The 18011-nt window shown below is 72.7% G+C and carries 17 protein-coding genes; 5 read left to right on the forward strand and 12 right to left on the reverse strand.

Features of this window, described 5'->3' with window-relative positions; all coding sequences use genetic code 11:
* A partial coding sequence (locus tag ACFT41_RS29995) for a non-reducing end alpha-L-arabinofuranosidase family hydrolase (protein WP_377614068.1) occupies window positions 1-704 on the reverse strand: 704 nt, incomplete at its 3' end.
* A gap of 418 nt (window positions 705-1122) precedes the next feature.
* On the opposite strand from ACFT41_RS29995, the gene ACFT41_RS30000 reads away from it, so the two are divergent.
* Complete coding sequence (locus ACFT41_RS30000) at window positions 1123-2205, forward strand: polyprenyl synthetase family protein (protein ID WP_377589864.1); 1083 nt, start codon at window positions 1123-1125, stop codon at window positions 2203-2205.
* Between the two features lie 45 nt (window positions 2206-2250).
* Here the strand turns inward: ACFT41_RS30000 and ACFT41_RS30005 are convergent, their stop codons facing one another.
* Window positions 2251-2643, reverse strand: a complete 393-nt coding sequence (locus ACFT41_RS30005; RefSeq protein WP_377589865.1) for an Rv2175c family DNA-binding protein — start codon at window positions 2641-2643, stop codon at window positions 2251-2253.
* Window positions 2644-2822: 179 nt separating this feature from the next.
* Here ACFT41_RS30005 and ACFT41_RS30010 point away from each other — a divergent pair, with 179 nt between their 5' ends.
* Window positions 2823-4808 (forward strand): PASTA domain-containing protein, encoded by a 1986-nt coding sequence (locus tag ACFT41_RS30010; protein WP_377589866.1) that lies wholly within the window; start codon window positions 2823-2825, stop codon window positions 4806-4808.
* Window positions 4805-5680, forward strand: coding sequence for a deoxyribonuclease IV (locus ACFT41_RS30015; RefSeq protein ID WP_377589867.1), 876 nt, complete (start codon window positions 4805-4807; stop codon window positions 5678-5680). The genes ACFT41_RS30010 and ACFT41_RS30015 overlap by 4 nt, the downstream gene beginning before the upstream one ends.
* Window positions 5681-5696: 16 nt before the next feature.
* Here ACFT41_RS30015 and ACFT41_RS30020 read toward each other — a convergent pair whose 3' ends face one another.
* The 5 genes from ACFT41_RS30020 to ACFT41_RS30040 form a co-directional block, all read right to left on the reverse strand.
* Complete coding sequence (locus tag ACFT41_RS30020; protein ID WP_377589868.1) at window positions 5697-6752, reverse strand: threonine aldolase family protein; 1056 nt, start codon at window positions 6750-6752, stop codon at window positions 5697-5699.
* A 38-nt stretch (window positions 6753-6790) separates the two neighbouring features.
* Window positions 6791-8197 carry a class II 3-deoxy-7-phosphoheptulonate synthase gene (locus tag ACFT41_RS30025; RefSeq protein WP_377589869.1) on the reverse strand — a complete coding sequence of 469 codons (1407 nt, stop codon included), beginning with the start codon at window positions 8195-8197 and terminating at the stop codon, window positions 6791-6793.
* 91 nt (window positions 8198-8288) lie between these two features.
* A complete protein-coding gene (locus ACFT41_RS30030; RefSeq protein ID WP_377589870.1) occupies window positions 8289-8777 on the reverse strand; it encodes a hypothetical protein in 489 nt (162 codons plus the stop codon).
* Window positions 8778-8990: 213 nt separating this feature from the next.
* Window positions 8991-10616 (reverse strand): glycosyl hydrolase family 18 protein, encoded by a 1626-nt coding sequence (locus ACFT41_RS30035; protein ID WP_377614069.1) that lies wholly within the window; start codon window positions 10614-10616, stop codon window positions 8991-8993.
* 397 nt (window positions 10617-11013) lie between these two features.
* A complete protein-coding gene (locus tag ACFT41_RS30040; protein ID WP_377590018.1) occupies window positions 11014-11817 on the reverse strand; it encodes an SGNH/GDSL hydrolase family protein in 804 nt (267 codons plus the stop codon).
* 364 nt (window positions 11818-12181) lie between these two features.
* Here ACFT41_RS30040 and ACFT41_RS30045 point away from each other — a divergent pair, with 364 nt between their 5' ends.
* Together ACFT41_RS30045 and ACFT41_RS30050 are read left to right on the forward strand one after the other, a co-directional pair.
* Entirely contained in the window at window positions 12182-13015 is an 834-nt protein-coding gene (locus ACFT41_RS30045; RefSeq protein ID WP_377590017.1) for an exonuclease domain-containing protein, read from the forward strand.
* A 115-nt stretch (window positions 13016-13130) separates the two neighbouring features.
* Window positions 13131-14078: a threonine/serine dehydratase gene (locus ACFT41_RS30050; RefSeq protein WP_377590016.1), complete on the forward strand. Its 948-nt coding sequence runs from the start codon at window positions 13131-13133 to the stop codon at window positions 14076-14078.
* A gap of 8 nt (window positions 14079-14086) precedes the next feature.
* On the opposite strand, the gene ACFT41_RS30055 is transcribed toward ACFT41_RS30050, so the two are convergent.
* From ACFT41_RS30055 to proC, 5 genes are all read right to left on the reverse strand, one after another.
* Window positions 14087-14437, reverse strand: coding sequence for a DUF2203 domain-containing protein (locus ACFT41_RS30055; protein ID WP_377590015.1), 351 nt, complete (start codon window positions 14435-14437; stop codon window positions 14087-14089).
* 95 nt (window positions 14438-14532) lie between these two features.
* Complete coding sequence (locus tag ACFT41_RS30060; protein WP_377590021.1) at window positions 14533-15288, reverse strand: McrC family protein; 756 nt, start codon at window positions 15286-15288, stop codon at window positions 14533-14535.
* A 176-nt stretch (window positions 15289-15464) separates the two neighbouring features.
* Window positions 15465-15638 (reverse strand): hypothetical protein, encoded by a 174-nt coding sequence (locus ACFT41_RS30065; protein WP_377590014.1) that lies wholly within the window; start codon window positions 15636-15638, stop codon window positions 15465-15467.
* A 477-nt stretch (window positions 15639-16115) separates the two neighbouring features.
* On the reverse strand, window positions 16116-17105 hold the full coding sequence (locus ACFT41_RS30070) for an aminoglycoside phosphotransferase family protein (RefSeq protein WP_377590013.1): 990 nt from the start codon (window positions 17103-17105) through the stop codon (window positions 16116-16118).
* 12 nt (window positions 17106-17117) lie between these two features.
* Entirely contained in the window at window positions 17118-17936 is an 819-nt protein-coding gene (gene proC / locus ACFT41_RS30075) for a pyrroline-5-carboxylate reductase (RefSeq protein WP_377590020.1), read from the reverse strand.
* Window positions 17937-18011 lie beyond the last annotated feature (75 nt).

Below are 18011 nucleotides of genomic sequence, written 5' to 3' on the forward strand. Positions count from 1 at the left end.
ACCCACCCCGACCTCGGCTGCGCCAGCACCCCGGTCGACGACCACCGGTACGTCGACGGCAGACTGCACGTGCCGGGCGGGGGCGTCGTCGGCGGCGGCGGGGTGGTGGGGTTGGTTCCGCCGTCGACGCGGACGAGCTGCCACTGCTGGTTGCTGCCGTTCCAGTCGTCGTACTGCACGATGTTTCCGCCGTCGGCGGTCGACGCGCCCTGCACCTCGACCACCTTGTTGCTGTTCCGGTTGATCAACCGGACGTAGCCGCTGTCGGAGTCGGCCAACCGGAACTGCTGATTGGTCCCGTTGCCGTCGGTCCACTGCACGATGCTGGCGCCGTTGGCGGTGGAGAAGTTGTAGACGTCCAGCACCTTGCCGGACAGCCGCGACTTCAGCCGGTAGTAGCCGCCACCGGAGTCCACGAACTGCCACTGCTGCTGGTTGCCGTTGTTACGCGTCCACTGGGTGATCCGCGCCCCGTCGTTCGTGGCCAGGTTGTAGACGTCCAGGGCCTTGCCGCTGTTGCGGTTGACCAGCACGTACCACGCGTTCGTGTCGACCGTCGCCGCGGCGGCGGGCGACGACACCACGGCCGCGGCGGCGACCCCGAGCACCACCGCCGACACGCCGGCGGCGACGACCCGCGGCAACCACCCGCGCCGCCGCACTGGCGGCGGTGCGATCGATGGCGATCTACCAAAGGCAGACATGATCCTCCTCCATGACAAGAGCCGAACGGTCTCCCGAATGGGCGCAGCGCGACGGACGGCCGCACGCTTCGTGATGTGAGCGCTAACATGACGTACGCAGGCCTGGCGCACGCCCGATCCAGGACCAACGAGTTGGGCTTGCCCGGTAGCCGCAGGCGTCGTCGTCCTTGACCATCGACTGTGAGCGATAACACGCCGTTCGTCAAGTCGTAATCTTCGATCCCTGGGCCGAGGGCCGGGCCCTGCAGCAGGCGACCCGGACCGGGCGGCGGGACTCATCTTGATCGACTTCACGTCGGCGACATGGCGGTATCCCATCGCCCGGATACCCCTGCCTCCCCGGCATGAGGCCGCTCACCCCGGCGCGCCACGCACCGCCGATGCGGCAGCTCACCGGGCGACCCGCTAGCGTCGGGGCGTGACCCACGCTGCTCCCGTGTCCCCCGTCGACCGCGCCGGCCTGCGCCAGCGGATCGACAAGGCCCTCGCCGAGTTCCTGGCCGGCCAGCGCACCTGGCTGACGGCCGCAGACGAGGCCCTGGTGCCGGTGGCCGAGGCGATCGAGGCGTTCGTGCTGGGCGGCGGCAAGCGGCTGCGCCCCGCGTTCGCGTACTGGGGGTTCCGGGGGGCGGGTGGCGGCGACGCCGACCAGGTGGTGACCGCCCTGGCCGCGCTGGAGCTCGTGCAGGCCAGCGCGCTGATCCACGACGACCTGATGGACCGTTCGGACACCCGGCGCGGCAAGCCGGCGGTGCACCGGCGGTTCGCCGCCCGACACCGGAGGGCCGGTTGGGGCGGCGACGCCGACGGCTTCGGCGACGCGGCGGCGATCCTGCTCGGCGACCTCTGCCTCGTCTGGTCCGACGAACTGCTGCACTCCGCCGGGCTGGACCCGCATGTCGTCGCCCGGGCCCGGCCCGTCTTCGACGAGATGCGCACGGAGGTCACCGTCGGGCAGTACCTCGACGTGCTCACGCAGGCCACCGGCGACACGTCGGTGGAGCGCGCGGGCAAGGTCGCCCGGTACAAGTCGGCCAAGTACACCGTCGAGCGTCCGCTGCTGCTGGGCGCGGCGCTGGCCGACGCGCCCGCCCACGTGCGGGCGGCCTACTCGGCGTACGGGCTGCCGCTGGGCGAGGCGTTCCAGCTCCGCGACGACGTGCTGGGGGTCTTCGGCGACCCGGCGCAGACCGGCAAGCCGGCCGGCGACGACCTGCGCGAGGGCAAGCGGACGTACCTCGTGGCGGCGGCCGTGGCGGCGAGCGACGACGCGGGCCGCGCGCTGCTGCTGGACCGGCTCGGCGACCCGGAGCTGGACGCCGCCGGGGTGACCCGGCTGCGCGAGCTGATCACCTCGACCGGCGCGCTGGCCCGCACCGAGGAGCGGATCGCGGCGCTGACCGAGACGGCGCTCGCCGCGCTGTCGGCCGTCGACCTGGAGACCGAGGCCCGGCAGGCGCTGGTGGACCTGGCCATCGCCGCCACCCGCCGCACCGACTGACCCCGCCGCCCGTCAGCGGCCGAGGAGGTCCGCAGCCGGCAGTGGTCAGAAGCCGAGGGCCTGGGCGCGGCGCTTGACCTCGCGGGCGTGGTCGCCGCCGAGCGTGGCCGCCGGGGTGCCCCCGGAGAGGGTTTCGTCGGGCTCGTAGAGCCAGCGCAGCGCCGCCTCGTCGTCGTAGCCGGCGTCGGCGAGCAGGGTGAGCACTCCGGGCAGGTGCTTGAGCACGGTGTGGTTGGCCACCAGGTCGGCGGGGACGCGCCGCACGCCGTCGCGGCGCACGGCGAGCAGCTCGCGGTCCCGGATCATCTGGTGGACCTTGCTGATCGACAGGTCGAGGCGCTCGGCGACGTCCGGCAGGGCCAGCCAGCCGGTCGGATCGGTCGGGCCGGCGAGGTCGGCGCCGGAGGCGGCCTGGCCGGAGGGTACGGAGTCGGTCACCCGATCACCCTGCCACGCCCCCGCCCGGGCGCAGCGCGCGGCACCCCCCTCGACCCCGCGGGCGAAGGGCCGGCGGGTGGCTCCGGGGCCGGCCACGCGCGCGGCGTGGCGGGTGCATCGCCATCCGGCTGTAGCATCCGATGCAACCTCCACCCTCCGGAGACATAGACTGCCTGCCGATGGACACACAGGTCGCCGACACGTTGCTGGGCTCGCTGCTCGACGGGCGCTACCGCATTCGCGGTCGCGTGGCCCGTGGTGGCATGGCGACCGTGTACACCGCCACCGACGAGCGCCTGGAGCGCACCGTCGCAGTCAAGATCATTCACCCGACCCAGGCCCCCGAGTCGCGGGCCCGGCTGGCCGGGTTCCTGGCGCGCTTCACCGACGAGGCGAAGACCATCGCCCGGCTGACCCACCCGAACGTGGTGGCGGTCTACGACCAGGGCACCCACGGCGGCCTGCCGTACCTGGTGATGGAGTACGTGCGCGGCCGGACCCTACGCGACGTGCTCGCCGAGCGGCGCCGGCTCAACCCCGACGAGGCGCTGGCGATCATGGAGCAGATGCTCGCCGCGGTCGCCGCCGCGCACCGCGCCGGCATGGTGCACCGCGACGTCAAGCCGGAGAACGTGCTGGTCGCCGAGGCGCCCACCGGCGGCGTGGCCAACCTGGTCGACAGCGTCGTCAAGGTCGCCGACTTCGGGCTGGCCCGGGCAGTGGAGGCCAGCGCCGAGGAGGAGCCGGGCAACCAGCTCATGGCCACCGTGGCGTACGTGGCCCCGGAGCTGGTCAGCGACGGCCGCTCCGACACCCGCACCGACGTGTACTCGGCCGGCATCGTGCTGTTCGAGATGCTCACCGGCCGGGTCCCCTACGACGGCGACCGCCCGGTGGACGTCGCCTGGCAGCACGTCGACCGGGACGTGCCGGCCCCGTCGACGCTGGTGCCCGGCCTGCCCCGGGTGCTCGACGACCTGGTCGCCCGGGCCACCCGCCGCGACCCGGGCGCGCGCCCCACCGACGCCGGCGCCCTGCTGGCCGAGGTGCAGGTGGCCCGCGACGACCTGGGCAACGCGAACACGCACACGGCCGTGCTGCGCCCGGTGGCCGACGAGACCAGCGCGATGGCGCAGCCGACCATGGCGGTGGCGGCGGTCCGGCCGGCGCAGCGCCCCGCCTGGGCGCGGCTGCCCGAGGCCGAGCCGCAGCGCCCGCACCGGCGTCGGGCCGCCCCGCAGGCCGAGGGGCCGATGGCGGGGCTCGCCGCGCTGCGTACCCGGATCATGGGCGACCCGCGCAGCCGCAAGAGCGTCCTGGCGGCCGTGGTGGTCCTCGGCCTGGTCGCCGCGATCACCGGCTGGTGGTTCGGGATGGGCCGGTACACGGTGGCCCCGGAGCTGGTCGGCCTCGACAAGGTCGCGGCGGAGGGGCAGGCGAGCCGGGGCGGGTTCGTGCTGCGCTTCGCCGAGCCCCGCTACGACGAGAAGGTCCCCCGCGACGCCGTGCTGGCGCAGGATCCGGCCTCGGCGGCCCGGATCGTCAAGGGCGGCACGATCACCCTCACCCTGTCCCGGGGCCCGGAACGGCTCCCCGTGCCCGACGTGGTCGGCAAGGACTTCGAGCTGGCCGAGGCCGACCTGCTCAACGCCGAACTGGTGGTGGCCAAGGGCGGCTCCCGCTACGACGACAACCTGCCCGAGGGCGTGGTGGTGGCCACCGACCCGAAGGTCGGCACCGAGGTGAAGCCCGGTGCGAAGGTCACCGTCATCCTCAGCAAGGGCAAGGCCCCGATCTCGGTGCCCAACCTGGTCGGCAAGAACCTCGCCGAGGCCCGCACCGCCCTGGCCCAGCTCGGCCTGGTGCCGGTGGAGACGTACAAGAAGTCGGACAAGCCGCGCGACGAGATCCTCGGGCAGAGCCCCGCCAACGGCACCGGCGTGGAGAAGGGCGCCCAGGTCAAGCTCGACGTCAGCGAGGGGCCGCCGCAGGTCGTCGTACCCCGGGTGGTCGACCTGCCCTGCCAGCAGGCCAAGCAGCAACTGGAGGGCCAGGGCCTACCGGTGAACGTGCAGTTCAACCCCAACGGCACCGTCCGGGTCCAGAACCCGGGAGAGAACACGCCGGTGCCGCCGGGCACCCCCGTCACGATCGTCTGCCTGTGAACGCGTCCGCACCCGAACTCCGCCGCCCGGTCGGCTCGCACACCCCGGCCTCGGGTGGACTGGCGAAAGCCGCCCTGCCGTACGTCGACGCCGCCGCCTCCGAGGTCGTCCAGGTCTACGTGTCCAACTCCCGGGGCTGGGCGCTGCCGGCGGGCGACCCGGCCCAGGACGCGCTGTTCCGCGACGGCTGCGCCGCGCGCGGGGTGCCCGTGTTCATCCACGCGTCCCTGCTGGTCAACCTGGGCTCGCCCACCCCGGCCACGGTCGAACGGTCGGCGCAGACCCTGGCGCACGCGCTGCGCCGGGGCCGGGCGATCGGCGCCCGGGGCGTGGTCTTCCACGCCGGCAGCGCGGTCGACGCCGGGCACGCCGACGCGGCCATGCGCCAGGTGCGCGAAACGCTGCTGCCGCTGCTCGACGAGACGATGGCGGAGGGCGGCCCGCTGCTGCTGGTGGAGCCGAGCGCGGGCGGCGGTCGGTCGCTGGCCTCCCGGGTGGAGCACCTCGGCCCCTACCTGGACGCGGTGGACCGTCACCCCGGCCTCGGCGTCTGCTTCGACACCTGCCACGCGTGGGCCGCCGGGCACGACCTGGCCGCCGAGGGCGGGATGACGGCCTGCCTGGACACGCTGGTGGCCACGGTGGGGCTCGACCGGCTGCGGCTGGTGCACGCCAACGACTCGAAGGACCTGTGCGGCTCGACCCGGGACCGACACGAGAACATCGGCAAGGGCAGCATCGGCGAGCCGGCGTTCGCCGAGCTGATGACCCACCCCGCCACGGCGGGCGTCCCGATCGTGGTGGAGACCCCGACGGAGAAGCACGAGGGCCACGCCGCCGACATCGCCACCCTCACCCGCCTACACCCCTGACCGGCGGGTCGACGGGTCAGCGGCGCAGGAGGGCCGCCAGGACGGCGGCGGCGCGGTCGATCGCGTCGTCGTCGACGTCGAAGTGGGTGACCAGGCGGGCGAGGCGCGGGCCGAGCACCGAGATCAGCACGCCTTCGGCCCGGGCGGCAGCGGCCAGGCCCCGCGCGTCCAGCTCGGTCTTGGTCAGGTCGAGCGGGACCAGGTTCGTGCGCACCGGCGAGGCGAGCACCCCGAACGGGGCGACGGCCTCCGCCAGGCGGGCGGCCTTCGCGTGGTCGTCGGCGAGCCGGTCGACGTGGTGGGCGAGGGCGTACCGGCCGGCGGCGGCGAGCACGCCGGCCTGACGCATCCCGCCGCCCATCCGCTTGCGGATCGTCCGGGCCCGCCCGATCCGCTCCGCGCTGCCCACCACGAGCGAGCCGACCGGCGCGCCGAGGCCCTTGGACAGGCAGACGGACAGGGTGTCGAACAGCCCGCCGTATTCCGCCAGGGGCACCCGGTCGGCCACGTGGGCGTGCCAGATCCGGGCCCCGTCGCAGTGCAGGGCGAGCCCGTCGGCGTCGGCGACCCGGCGCAGCTCGCGCAGCGTGGCCAGGGGGATCACCCCGCCGCCGCCCCGGTTGTGGGTCTGCTCCACGGCGATCGCCCGCGTCGGCACCGCGAAGTAGCCGTCCGGCCGGACCATCCCGGCGACCACGTCGGGGTCGAGGCCCGCGCCGGCCGCCGGCCACGTCCGCGACGAGATCCCGCCGTACGCCGCCGCCGCGCCGATCTCGTACGTCACCACGTGCGCGTCGGCGTCGCAGAGCAACTCGTCGCCCGGCGGCACCACCAGTTGCAGGGCGATCTGGTTGGCCATCGAACCCGTCGGGGCGAACAGCGCCGCCTCGTGCCCGAACAGCGCGGCGACCTCGGCCTCGAGGGCGTTGACCGTCGGGTCCTCGCCATAGACGTCGTCGCCGACCTCGGCGGCGGACATCGCCGCCCGCATCCCGGCGGTGGGCCGGGTCACGGTGTCCGACCGCAGGTCGACGACCAGCCCTTCGCTCGCGCCCGCCGGTCCGTCAGCCACCGTGCCCCCTTCGGCCACCGACTGCGGGGCTCGCAAGCTCAGCCACGGAGCATCTCCGCCACGAGGAACGCCAGCTCCAACGACTGCTGGGTGTTCAGCCGCGGGTCGCAGGCGGTCTCGTACCGGTCGGGCAGGTCCAGGTCCTCGATGCCCTGCGCGCCCCCGAGGCACTCGGTGACGTCCTCGCCGGTCAGCTCGACGTGCAGGCCGCCCGGGTGGGTCTCCAGGCCCCGGTGCACCTCGAAGTAGCCGAGCACCTCGTCGACGATCCGGTCGAAGTGCCGCGTCTTGTAGCCGTTGGACGACTCGTGGGTGTTGCCGTGCATCGGGTCGCACTGCCAGACCACCTTGGCACCGGCGGCGGTGACCTTCGCCACGATCGGCGGCAGGGTGTCGCGGACCTTGTGGTTGCCCATCCGACTGATCAGCGTGAGCCGGCCGGGGACGTTCTCCGGGTTGAGCTTCTCGCAGAGCTCGATCGCCTCGTCGGGAGTGGTGGTCGGGCCGAGCTTCACGCCGATCGGGTTGGCGATGCGGGAGATGAAGTCGATGTGCGCCCCGTCGATCTGCCGGGTGCGCTCGCCGATCCACAGGAAGTGCCCGGACAGCCCGTACGCCCGGGTGCCGGAGACCCGGGTGAGCGCCCGGTCGTACTCCAACGCCAGGGCCTCGTGGGAGCAGTAGAGGGTGACCGTACGCAGCGCGTCGTCCTCGGTCATCCCGCAGGCCCGGATGAAGGCGATGGCCCGGTCGATCTCCCGGGCGATCGCCTCGTAGCGCTCGCCCGCCGGGGAGCTCTTGACGAAGCCCTTGTTCCAGTCGTGCACCGCGTGCAGGTCGGCCAGCCCGCCGGCCAGGTACGCCCGGAGCATGTTCATCGCGGCGGCCGAGTTCGCGTACGCCCGGATCATGCGCTGCGGGTCGGCGACCCGCGCCTCCGGCGTGGCCTCCAGCGAGTTGATCAGGTCGCCGCGGTAGGCCGGCAGCCCGCGGGCGTCGGTCGGCAGCGACCGGGGCTTGGTGTACTGCCCGGCGACCCGGGCGACCTTGACCACCGGCAGGGACGCGCCGTAGGTGAGCACGATCGCCATCTGGAGCAGGGTGCGGGCGTTGGCCAGCAGGTGACTCTCGGTGTTGTCGGCGAAGGTCTCGGCGCAGTCGCCGCCCTGGAGCAGGAACGCCTTGCCCTCGCAGACCAGGGCGAGCTTGCGCCGCAACTGGTCGACCTCGTACGGCGCGACGACCGACGGCACGGTGTCGAGCACCTTGCATACCTCGGCGGCCTGGGCCTGGTCCGGCCACGGCGGGACCTGCGCGCGGGGGAGGTCCCGCCAGCGGTCCAGGCCGAGGGCGGCGTCCTCGGCGGAATCGACGGTCGGGCGGCTGGTCTGCAGGCCGGGGCTGCCCACGGCGGGATGGCTCAGCTGATGCCACTCATGGCGCATGACGGAAAGCGTACGGCGACCGCCGCAGCCACCGACGGGCGAGGGGGACGGTTTCCGGCAGTTGGAAGATCACCGCCGGCCCGGAGCGTGGTCAGGGGGTGACCGACGGCTCCGGGGTGTTCCCGCCCGGCGCCTCGCGCGCGACGCACCAGTCGGCGCCACTGCGGGTGACGGTGAACAGCAGCGGCCGGGTGGCCTTGCGGGAGCCGGCGGTCACGGTGATCTCCGTGCTGACCTCCTGCCCGCCGGCACCGGCGCGGACGTCGGTGATCGTCGCCCCGGACACGGTGAAGTGGTCGGCGAAGTCGCCGTTCGGGCCGGTCGCGGCGGCGTCGAAGCCCTCCTGGGCGGGGGCGCAGAGCTGGCCGCGCCCGGCGGCCACGTCCTTGGCGATCATCGCGTCGAGGTACGCCTGCACCCGCTCCCGGGACTTCGCGGCGGCCTCCTCGGCGGGGGCCCGACCGGGCTGCTCGGCGGGCTCCTCGTCGTCGCTGCCGCAGCCGAGCAGGGCGAACGGGATGATCGCGAGTGTCGCGACCAGCGCCGCCCTGGTGGCCGCCCTGGTGTTCGTCACGTCCATCCGTCCCTCCTCTCGGCCCCGGCACCGGGACCCGCCGATGGGCGAGTCTGACACATCACCCCCGCGCCGCGCCCACACCGGGCCGGGGCATGCCGCACCGCGCCGGGCCGAGCGTCGGGCCCGGGAACCGCACGAGCGGCGACTCCCGGGCCCGGCGTGTTTGCAGGGGACCCTTGCTATACAGAATGCGTTAACAGGGGGCCCTTCCTTGCCTCAGCCGAGGCCGCCGCGGATCGCGCCGATCAGCTCGCCGTTGGTGGTGTCGCCGGAGAGCTCCCAGAAGAAGGCGCCGCCGAGACCCTGGTTCTTCGCGTACGTCATCTTGCCGCCGATGGTCGACGGGGTGTCGTAGCTCCACCAGTTGCTGCCGCACTTGGCGTACGCGGTGCCGCCGACCGTGCCCGTGGCCGGGCAGGTGTTCTTGAGCACCTTGTAGTCCTCGATGCCGGCCTCGTAGGTGCCCGGGGCCGCCCCGGTGGCGGTGCCACCCGGCGCGGACTGGGTGACCCCGGTCCAGCCCCGGCCGTAGAAGCCGATGCCGAGCAGCAGCTTGTCGGCCGGGACGCCCTTGCCCTTGAGCTTCTGGATCGCGGCGTCGGAGTTGAAGCCCGCCTGCGGGATGCCGTCGTAGGAGTAGAGCGGGGAGTGCGGGGCGGTGGGGCCCTGCGCGTTGAAGGCGCCGAAGTAGTCGTACGTCATCGGCATGATCCAGTTGAGCTGGCCGGCCGCCCCGGCGTAGTCGGTGGCGTCGATCTTGCCGCCGTTGCTGCCGTCGGCGGTGATCGCGGCGGTGACCAGCGCCGACGAGCCGAACTTCGACCGCAGCGCGGAGACCACGCTCTTGAACGCGTTCGGCCCGCTGGTGTCGCAGGTGAGGCCGCAGGCGTTCGGGTACTCCCAGTCGACGTCGATGCCGTCGAAGACATCGGCCCAGCGCGGGTCCTCGACCAGGTTGTAGCAGCTCTCGGCGAACGCGGTCGGGTTCTGCGCCGCCTGGGTGAAGCCGCCCGACCAGGTCCAGCCGCCGAAGGACCAGATGACCTTGAGGTTCGGGTACATCTTCTTCAGCTTGCGCAGCTGGTTGAAGCTGCCGCGCAGCGGCTGGTCCCAGGTGTCCGCGACGCCGTCGACGCTGTCGGCCGCGGTGTACGCCTTCTCGTAGTCGGCGTAGCTGTCGCCGATGGTGCAGCGACCGCCGGTGGTGTTGCCGAAGGCGTACAGGATGTGGGTCAGCTTCGCGGCGGAGCCGCTGGTGTGGATGTTCTTGACGTGGTAGTTGCGGCCGTAGACGCCCCACTCGGCGAAGTATCCGACGACCTTCTTGCCGCCGGTGGGCGGGGGCGTGGTCGGCGGCGGCGTGGTGGGCGGGGCGGTCGTGGGGGGCGCGGTGGTGGGCGGGGCTGTGGTGGGCGGTGGGGCGCTCGTGGTCGGGGTGGTGCCCCCGCCGCACGGCGCGCCGTTGATGGTGCAGTTCAGCGGCGCCCGGTAGGCCCCGGTGCCGTTGTAGCCCCAGCTGAAGGTCGTCCCGGGGGCGAGCGGGCCGGCCCAGCTCTTCTTCACCGCGACGTAGTGGTTGCCGCTGCTGGTGACGTCGGCGTCCCAGAAGGTGCTGATGGTGGTGCCGGCGGGCAGGTCGAACTCGATGCGCCAGGTGCTGACGCTGGCGGCGGAGCCGTTGGTGACGGTAACCCGCGTCTCGTGGCCGGTCCCCCAGTCCTGCGCCTTGGCGAACGTGGTGGTCACACTCCCGGCGCCGAACGCCGAGGTCACCGGGACCGCCGCGACGGTCACCGCGACCACGGCACCGGCCCAGAGGGCCCGGCGGAGCGATCTCTTCATGTGGCGGCTCCCCAAACAGTTAGGAAACTTTCCAAAAGGATGGTGAGACGCTACTCACGCCGTCATCAGTTCGTCAAGATGCACGTGCGTCGATCAGCAAAAGGCGACGCGCTGGTCGAGCCCTGACCGCGTCGAGCCCTGACCGGGTCGAGCCCGGCCGGCCGGGTCGCGCTCGCTTGATCGACTCCGGATGGCGCTCGCTTGATCGACTCCGGGTCGCCGGCATGGCGGGGTCCGCGCCGCCCGGATGCCCCCATGTCGCCGACCTGGAGTGGATCACTCGACCGACCGTCAGAGGCATGGACGCGAACGGGCCCGGGGCGGCGGAAGCCGCCCCGGGCCCAGCGGGGTCGATCAGGGACGGGTGACTCGCCGGGTCAGCCGGCGGCGCAGCAGGTCAGCCGGCGGCGGAGCGGAACACCGGGTAGTAGCCGCCGGACTGGCCGGCCGCCGTCGGGTGGTACGAGACGCCGATGTTGGCGAAGTTGAGCGCGTGCAGCCACTTCTCGCCGTAGCTGCACAGTTGGTGCCCGACGAAGATGGACCGGACATCGGCGAACGTGAAGCCGGCCGAGGTCGCGGCGCTGCGGGTGATGTCGTCCACCAGGTTGATGCCCTCGTTGATCTTCGCGTGGGAGGCCGCGCTCAGGCCGATGCAGACGGTGCCGAGCTGGTAGAAGACCGGGTAGCCGACCACCACGACCCGCGCCGATGGCGCCTTGGCCTTGATTCCGCTGTAGACCTTGGCGAGCTTCCCGGACAGCTCGGCGCGAGCCTTGTCCTCGGCGGCCTGCACGGCGGCCACGCACTGACTCTCGCCATAGAGCACGCAGGTGGTCATGATGTTGACGAAGCCGACGTCGTTGCCGCCGATGGTGACGCTGACCAGCGTGGTGGTCGACGACAGCGCGGAGAGCTGGTTGTTGATCACGTCCGTGGTGGTCGCCCCGGAACAGGCCACCGACTTGTACGACGCGGGCTTGATGTTGGTGTTGTACAGCGCCGGATACGCGTTGGTGCTGCGCTTGCAGGAACCGCTCTCCGAGGTGTAGCTGCCGGCGCCGACGCCGGAGGCGTACGAGTCGCCGAGGGCGACGTAGCGGTCGGTGGCCGCCGCCTGGGCGGGGACGGCCAGCGTGAGCGTGGCGCCGATGGACGCCGCGAGGCTCACGGCGAGGGTAACGAGACGGGATCTCCGCACGTCGCACTCCTGGGGGTGGGAAGTGGTGGTGAGAGATAGATATCACCAAGTGCAGGGTAAATGGAAGATCACCGATGCCTAACAGGGGTGCACCGGTAGGGGTCGAGTGCAAGGAAGGGTCCCTTGTTAACGCCTGGGGTAGAGAAGGGCACCCCCCTCACCCGCACGCCCGGCACGCACGGCACGCACGCACGGCAGGGCACGGCATGCACGCACGGCAGGGCACGGCACGCATGCGCGGCACGCGTGAATGTCCACAAGGGGCGGAGATCGGCCCGTTCGTCGGCGTGTGCGGCGGGGCACCCGCCGGGCGCGTACCCGAAGATCGTCTCCTGGTTCGCCAACACCCACAGGAGACACCTCAGTGATCAACAAGTACGCCGGGCGTTGCGCCACCTGCCATGCCCCGGTGGAGGCCGGCGCCGGCCAGCGCGCCAGCGTCAGCGGAATCTGGAGCACGTACCACAACGGGTGTGTCCCGGCCCGGGTCGCGCCGCCGGTGGGACGCCACGGCGGCTGGCACGACCTGCCGGTCGTCGGCTTCGACCTGGAGGGCACGCTGCCCGAGCCGATGGAAACCCGGATCGTCTCCGCGGCACTGGTGCACTCCGACGGCACGACGCGGGAGTGGCTCGTCGACCCGGGCGTGCCGATCCCCGCCGACGCGACGGCCCGGCACCGCATCACCGACGAGATGGTGCGCGCCGGCGGCCGGCCGGCCCGGGAGGCGCTCGCGGAGCTGGGCACGGCCATCGCCAAGCTGATCGCCGACTCCACGCCGCTGGTGGCCTTCTGCGCCCCGTACGACGTGACGGCGCTGCACACCGAGCTGGCCCGGCACGGCCTGCCCGCCATCGACTGGGACCGGGCCGTCGTCATCGACCCGTCAGTGCTGCACCAGCAGGTCGAACCCCGCTGGTACGGCCGCCGGCAGCTGGGCGACCTGTGCCGGTACTACGAGGTCACGCTGGACAACGCCCACGACGCGGCCAGCGACGCGCGGGCGGCAGCCGAGCTGGCCCGGTCGATCGCGGCCCGGCACGAGCGCATCGCGCGGCTGCGGCCGGACGCCCTGCACCAGGCTCAGGTCGGCTGGCACGCCGAGCAGGCCCGGGGTCTCCAGCTCTCCTTCGACCGGCGGGGCATCGACAAGACGGTCAGCACGCAGTGGCCCCTGGAGGCGGCACCACGCCGCTGAGCCGGCCGGGCGCGGGCCTTCGGGCCGGCGGTGGCAACGGTGACCATGCCCGGACCGTACTCCGTGGGGGTGCGCAGGGGGCGCGACGGTGCGGGTGGCGGCTAGGCTGCGCCGTGTGCAGTTGGTGAGCGCGGACGACATCACGGCGGCGCAGCGGCGGATCGGCGGGCGGGTGGTCCGCACGCCGCTGCTGGCCTGCCCGCCCATCGGCGACGAGTACGGCCTCGACCTGTGGGTCAAGGCCGAGAACCTGCAACACACCGGCAGCTTCAAGGCGCGCGGCGTGCTCAACGCGCTGCTCGCGCTCACCGAACGGGCCGGTCGGCCGGCCGGCCTGGCCGCCTTCTCGGCGGGCAACCACGCGATGGCCGTGGCGTACGCCGGTCAGGCGTACGCCCTGCCCACCGTGGTCTGCATGCCGCCGCACGCGGTGCCGACGAAGATCGAGGCGGTCCGCCGGTACGGCGGGGAGGTCGTACTCACCGACGACCTGCTCGGCACCTGCGAGGCCCTTGCGACGCAACGGGGGTACCACCTGTTGCCGCCGTTCGACGACTTGGACGTCATCGCCGGCCAGGCCACCATCGGCCGGGAGATCGTGGCCGACGGACCGCCGCCGGGGCTGGTCCTGGTGCCGGTGGGCGGCGGTGGGCTGATCAGCGGGGTGGCCGCGGCGGTGCGGGCGGCGGCGCCGGCCGCGCGGATCGTCGGGGTGGAGCCGGCCACCGCCAACGCCGTCGGCCATGCCCTGCGCACCGGGGGCGCGGCCCCGGCGACGCCGCCGCGGTCGATGGCGGACGGGCTGGCCGCGCCCTTCGCCGGCCGGCACACCCTGGCCCACATCCGGGCCCTGGTGGACGACATGGTGGAGGTCGCCGAGGACGCGATCTGGGGCGCCTGGTGGGAGCTGCTGGACGCGACGAAGCTCCTGGTCGAGCCGTCCGCCGCTGTCACCTACGCCGCGCTGCGCACCGGTCTGGTCACCGCCGCGCCGGGCACCCGGGTGGTGCTGGTGCTCAGCGGCGGCAACGTCTCGCCGACGGCGCTGGCCACCCTGCGCTGACCCTCCGTTCACACCCGGCGGCGGCCGGCGAAGCCGCATTCGACGCGGTGGTACCAACGCACGTCGGAGTCGCCCTCCAGCCAGCACCACAGCACCGGGCGGCCGGCCCGCTCGCCGGGGAAGTCCAGCAGCACCGGGGCGATGCCCTTGACCTGGATGTCGTGCTCGTGCAGCTCGTCCACGACCCCGTGCAGCCGGGCCTCCAGGCTCTTGACCTCGGCGAGGCCGCCGAGCGGACTCAGCCCGCCGTCGGCGAGGTCGGCGCGCAGCTCGGCGAGGTCGGCGCGGAGCCGGATCAGCTCGTCGATGCGCGGTTGCAGGGTGGCCACGAGGTAGCGCGCCTGGGCGAGGGTGAACACCGCGCCAGTATGGGGCACAGGTCTCGTCTCCCGCAGGGGTGTCGGTCCCGACCAACCTACGACGGAAGCCCGGGAGCCCTGCGGCGCGCGACCATCTAGGCAGGACCCTCACGGGTGACCTCGTCGGCCAGGACTCGGATGCGTGCGAGGAGCTGAGCGGGATCGACGGCCAGGTCGAGCGTGTGACAGACGATCTCGACCTCGGCGTTACGGACGACATGCCGCGCCGGCGGGTGCTCACCGAAGGCGTAGACCAGATGCCCGCGACTCAACCCGTAGGCGACGCAGTAGGCGAGCATCTGGTAGGCGTCCTCACGGGCCGTGTCGGCCTTGTACTTGGCATCCACCACCGCACCCACCTCGGCCCGGCCACGCTGCCACACGATGTCCGGTCGCAGTTCCAGGCGGCGCCGGTCGTCCAGGTGGTGACGTGCCTGGAAGGTGACCGTGCCGCCAAACCTGGACTCGATCGCCGCGCGGAGCGCGACCGAGAGGAAATTCTCGTACACCCGCCACATGTCGAGCAGGAAGCCGTTGGCCAGGACGCCGCCCCGGCCCGCCTCGATGGAGGCGTCGGCGAGCACCGACTCGGCGAGCCGAAGCGCGACGACGAGCCGCTCGTTGAGCCGGGTCCGGCGCCACTGCGGCGCGGGCTCCCCGGTGCGCAGCCGGGTGACGCCGGCCAGCCGCGCGGCGAGGTGTCGCCGCATCCGCCGGGACACGGCGTCGACCCCGGGTACGCGCAGCATCCGGTCGATCGCGGTGGCGAGGATCCGGTTCTCCGGGATGTCGACGGTGTACTCGTCGTGGCGGATCTCCAGCGGCAGGGGCAGGCCCGCCCGCCGTCCCAGTTGCGCGGTCTCACATCACGCTGACCTTTCGGACGTGGCGATCGGCGATCACGACAGCCTACGGTCGGTGGCGTGAGCGAGCTACGGGTGCTGGGCGTGGACGCCTGCAAGGAGGGCTGGGTGGTGATCGAACCACAGTCGGGCCCGCCGCAACCGCTAGCGGGACAAACCGCCGCTCAGCTCTGTGTTGGGTTCAGCCAGCTGTCCAGGTCGTAGGCGAGGGCGCAGTATTCGTCGCCGCGATCAGCGATGGGCTCGTACAGCTCGCCGTCATTGCCCAGCTTCATCGTCAGTTCAGTCACGAAACTCGCTGCCATGCCGGAGATCAGTTGACCGCCGGCACGCTGCAACGGAGGACCTCGCCTTCGCCGGAACCTCCGGGTCAGGCACCTCACTGTTCGAACCCACCGGTGGTGGTCTCCTCGCTCGCCCTCAGCTCAACGTTTCAAGAGTAAATCTTGCCTCTCATAATCTTGGCACAGAGGGGTTGGTTGCCCGCCGCTTCATCGGCGCAGGACAACTCATCACCGCCGGCGAGGTGAACATGGGTGCCCGCCATTAGTAGATCTTGGTAGATTTCGGCCCCTCTGGGGGCCGTTTCGTACCAAGATCGCTGAGCTACCGAGCTTCTTGGGGCGGTCACCGTGCGACGGCCTGGTGCTGTCGGCTTCGCCGCGCCGGTAGCACAAACGGGGCAGCTCTGTAGGAGCCACAGGAGGGTAGGCCGACCCGGCGGAGGGCTGCCCTACGGACCCCCTCCCGTCGCGCTGGCCCCGGCATCTGCTGGGAGAGCCTCGGCACCCGGAAGATCGACGCCATTCCAGTTCTCAAGGCAGCGGCGGCGTCCGGACGAGGGGCGCCTGGTCGGCGCAGGTGCTCACCGACTTGTCGCCCTCGGCGTACTCGGCGAAGATCTCGTCGAGGATCCTCCGTGAGCTCGCCGCCGCCTCGCCGTCGTCCAGCGCATTGGCGTAATTGACAAGCGTCTTCCAGAGCGCCCAGCCACGCCCGCGCGCCCAGGTCGCGTCATCGACGGACAGCCGCTGTCGGAACGCCCGCCGGCCGTCGGCGGTCAGCAGCGTCCAGGCGACCGCCAGGTCACAGGACGGGTCGCCGACGCCGCAGGTCCCGAAGTCGATGACCGCCGCGAGCTGCCCGTCGTCGAGCAGGAGGTTTCCCTGCGCGAGGTCACCGTGGAACCAGCGCTCCGCACCGTCCCAGCGCGCGTCCAGCGCGCGTCTCCAGATCTCGCTTGCCAGGCCGACGTCGATCCGTCCGTCAAGTTCCGTGAGCGCTCGGCGGGCCTGCCCGACGTAGGTGCGCAGGGTGCCGCCCCGATACCAGTTGTGCCGGCCCGGGCGGGGGCCGTCAGCGGTGTCGACGCCCTGTAGTGCCACGACGAACTCGGCCAGGTCGAGCGCGAACCGGACCGGGTCGGCGATGCGGTCCACCCGCGCCGTCTCGCCGTCGAGCCAGCGGTAGACCGACCACGCGTACGGGTAGCCCTCGCCGGGCTCGCCCTTCGCCAGCGGGGTGGGGATTGACAGCGGGAGACGGTGGGCGAGCACGGGGAGCCACCGGTGTTCCTTGTCGACCGCCTCGGCGTACTCGAACGCGCTCGGCAGGCGCACCGACATCCCGGAGCCCAGGTGGAAGGTCCAGTTGTCCCAGCCGCCGTTGGCGACCCGCTCGACCGGCAAATCGGCCCAGTGCGGGAACTGGCCGGCGACGAGCCGGCGCACCTGGTCCACGTCGACCGCGATGCGCTTGGGCAGCGGGCCGAGGTCTGGAATGTCGTCAGCCCCTGCGTCCGACATCGGCTGCCGACCTCACTCGGACTGGGCGGCCAGTTCCCGGGCCCGGTCGCGGGCCGCTTCGAGGGCCGCGAGCATCGCCGCGCGTACGCCGTGGTTCTCCAGCTCGCGGATGGCGGAGATGGTGGTGCCGGCGGGCGAGGTGACCGCCTCGCGCAGCTTGACCGGGTGCTCGCCGGAGTCGCGCAGCATGACCGCCGAGCCGATCGCGGTCTGCACGATCAGGTCGTGGGCGACCTGGCGGGGCAGGCCGAGCAGGATGCCGGCGTCGATCATCGCCTCGACCAGCAGGTAGAAGTAGGCCGGCCCGGAGCCGGACAGGGCGGTGACGGCATCCTGCTGGGACTCGGGGACCCGGACGGTCGCGCCCAGCGGCGTGAACATCTCCTCGGCCAGGGCGAGGTGCTCGCCGGTGGCGTGGGCGCCGGCCGAGATCGCGCTCATCGCCTGGTCGACCAGGGCCGGGGTGTTGGTCATGACCCGCACCACCGGAGTGCCCTCCGGCAGCCGCCGGTTGAAGAAGCTGGTCGGCAGGCCGGCGCAGAGCGAGATGACCAGCTTGTCGGCGGGCACCTTCGGCCCGATCTCGTCGAGCAGGGCGGCGGCGTCCTGCGGCTTGACGGAGACGGCCAGCACGTCGGCCTCGCCGACGGCGGTCAGGTTGTCGACCACCCGTACGCCGTAGCGGGTGGCCAGCTCCTCGGCCCGGATCGGCCGCCGGGCCGTGGCCAGCAGCCGCCCGACCGGCCAGCCGGAGCGCAGCAGCCCGGAGAGCATCAGCTCGCCGATCTTGCCCGCGCCGATCACCGCAACGGTGTGGTCGCCCACCGCCATGGTCGTACCCCTTTCGTCGCCCCGCCGTGCGGCGGGGCCGGGCGGCGCGCGCGGCGGTTCCCTGCGGAGCCGCCG

This window comes from Micromonospora sp. NPDC057141 (assembly GCF_042670805.1).
In the GTDB taxonomy this organism is placed as follows: domain Bacteria; phylum Actinomycetota; class Actinomycetes; order Mycobacteriales; family Micromonosporaceae; genus Micromonospora.